This is a genomic window from Escherichia sp. KCJ4928, from assembly GCF_004352695.1.
Lineage (GTDB): Bacteria > Pseudomonadota > Gammaproteobacteria > Enterobacterales > Enterobacteriaceae > ECMA0423.
The window spans coordinates 1-2,707 of the sequence record NZ_SJWV01000318.1; the positions used below are offsets into that span (position 1 = coordinate 1).

General features: G+C 48.2%; 2 protein-coding genes. One reads left to right on the top strand and one right to left on the bottom strand.

The window, feature by feature from the left end:
- The coding region (locus E0D98_RS23120; protein ID WP_165941052.1) for an Exc2 family lipoprotein at positions 1-334 on the top strand (334 nt) is incomplete at its 5' end.
- Positions 335-594: 260 nt separating this feature from the next.
- Here E0D98_RS23120 and iha read toward each other — a convergent pair.
- Positions 595-2,622, bottom strand: a complete 2,028-nt coding sequence (iha, locus tag E0D98_RS23125) for a bifunctional siderophore receptor/adhesin Iha (RefSeq protein ID WP_346655062.1) — start codon at positions 2,620-2,622, stop codon at positions 595-597.
- Positions 2,623-2,707: the final 85 nt, after the last annotated feature.

Genomic DNA, 2,707 nt, shown 5'->3' on the forward strand with positions numbered 1-2,707 from the left:
ACGACATACCCGGCATTATGTTTATGCTTCAGATGATGATTTTGATCCTAACTTCTACACTCAGAAAGCAGACACCATACGAATGATGATCCCATTCTTTCAGCAGTTCCGGGATATGGGGGTGAAAGACAAAGCTGCCGGAGTATCAGCTGAAATGGCACAGCAACGTGTAAAAGAATTCCACTCAGAAAAATTTTTTCATTCACTCCAGAGTACAACAACCTTTGCTGGCAGAAAATACACAAACAGCGATATGCCTTCGCCGAAAAAAATGAAACTAATGGCAGACACCATTTCTGCGGTTTATCTCGATGGATACGAGGGCAAAGAGTAACTGGATTTTACGGTTAACACTACGCTCTTTGAGCTTTTGCCATTTTCATGCCTGCTAACGGATAAATTGCGTTCAGTGCGCTCACGGAGGCAGAAACGTAAATCTCACCAATAAATGAGCGTAAATACATCTCTCCGTTAACATTTACCGAAATCTCATTAGCGGGTCGGAAATTCACTTAACCTTAAAACGTTGCCACTGTTCCGCCTGGAGCTACAGTGACAACGTATGCTACCATCAGTAATGGATTTTTATTGTTATCAGAACTGATAGTTCAGCGACATCCAGTAATTTCGCTCAGGTATCACATAGCCCGTTGTCGAGGCTCCCGTCTGGAAGTAATCACCGGCATAAAGTGTGCTGCTGCCGGCACGGTACAGGCTCACATCACTGTAATCCTTGTTGAGCACATTATTCACAGCAGCATTCAGCGCCAGGGTGTCCGTCACCTTCCACGACATACCAGCATCCACCACAGTCCAGGCTTTCAGGTATTCTCCTTTCTCATCATACACTTTCTTCTGTACAGCACTCAGCGACGAATAATTCTGGGTGAAGCGTGGAGTTTTATCGCGATAGCGAGCTCCCAGCCATGAGGCAACTTCTTCGGTGATCTGCCAGTTCAGTTTCGCATTCACCATGTGTTCAGGAGTATAGCTCAGTGGTGCACCTTTGTTATCACCATCACGTTGTTCACTTTGAGTCCAAGTGTAATTCAACGATAGAGTGACATCCTCTGACCACAGTGGCAATGTGCCGGCAAATTCCACACCATGTAAGCGAGCCTTTCCGCTGTTTGTATAGCTGTTGGTGTTATCATCAATGGAATAAGAGACAATCTTGTTGGAGAAGTCTGTTATAAAGCCTGTAATATTAGCATTCAGACCGGCAAGGTTATCGTAATATACCCCCGCTTCATAACTTACACTCTCTTCCGGCTTCAGTTCGGGGTTACCTAGTAGATTCGTACGCCCCTGCCCGGATACGCCGCTGATCCCCTTATGTAACTGTCCCATGCTGGGAGCCTTATATCCCGTGGTCACACCGCCTTTCAGCGTCCAGGCATCGGTCACGTCCCAGACCAGATATGCACGCGGACTGAAGTGTCCCCCGAACTGCTCATGATGTTCATAGCGACTGCCTGCTGTCAGCGCAAGAGCATCCGTAAGATGCCACTCATCCTCAGCAAATACCGACCAGCTTTTCTGTCGGAAAGTTTCACCTGTGCTGGCAAGGACAACCCCATCTTTCATGGACGAACTCTGATACTCTCCCCCCACAGTAACCAGATGAGATTCTCCCAGAGGGGTAAGCAGCAATGAATTCAGGATAAGGTTAGACTCCTTAAGCTCCCGCGGTTTACCGGCAAGCCCCCATTTGTCGCTCTTCAGTACACTACGTACAAGCTCACGACCTTTATTTTCCGTCTCGTTCCAGTTCAGATACGATTTCCAAGTACCGAAGGTAAAAGCATGATCATAGCCAGCTGAAATTTTGTTTCGCTCATAGCGCAGAGTATGGTCATATCCCCCTGTCAGACTGCCCAGTTGACCATCCCGGTTATCATAACGCTGTCGAGTGGTATCCATATCAAACCAGAGCATATCTTGTTCCGTAGTCTTCCTGTCAATACGCGCTCCAAGATTATAATTCTGTGACTCCGTGGGATAAGGAATACGCGTGGCTGCTGTGTCGCTCAGGGATGTGACCGATGAGCCCTGACGCTGCTGTGTGCTGCCGCGGATCTGCAGGCTGACAGAATCATCTACAAGGGGGCCACTGCTCCAGAAATTAAACTGGCTGCTATTGCCCCATTTGTTGCTTTCCTGCTGATTCAGCCCTGCGTTGATGGAAGAATGCCATTTGTCTGCATTCTTTTTGGTAATGATATTCACCACACCGCCTATTGCATCAGAGCCATACAGTGTGGACATAGGCCCTCTGATAACCTCAATACGCTCAATCGCGGCCAGAGGGGGCATGAACCCTGTATTCATGGCAGAAAAACCGTTGGGAGTCACGTCACTGCTCCCGCCCTGACGGACACCATCAATTAGTATCAGCGTGTAACTGGCTGGCATTCCACGAATGCTGACTTCCAGCCCACCGGTTTTACCCGTACCACTTTCAACATCTACCCCCTCCACTGATCTCAGTGCCTCTGCCAGATCGTGGTACTGACTGGACTGCAATTCCTCCTGATTGATCACGGATACACTGGCGGCTGCATTAGTCAGTTTTTTCTCATAGCCGGATGCCGAGACAATCATCACATCCTCTGCGGCCATGCAACTGGCTGAAAACCCGAGACAGGGAATGACGACGGAAGCCAAAATGGTTATTCGCATATTACTAATCTCCGATCATGTTAAT

Coding starts and splice junctions, on each gene's coding strand:
- iha (WP_346655062.1), bottom strand. CDS start 2,622: ATGGCCGCAGAGGATGTGATGATTGTCTCGGCATCCGGCTATGAGAAA.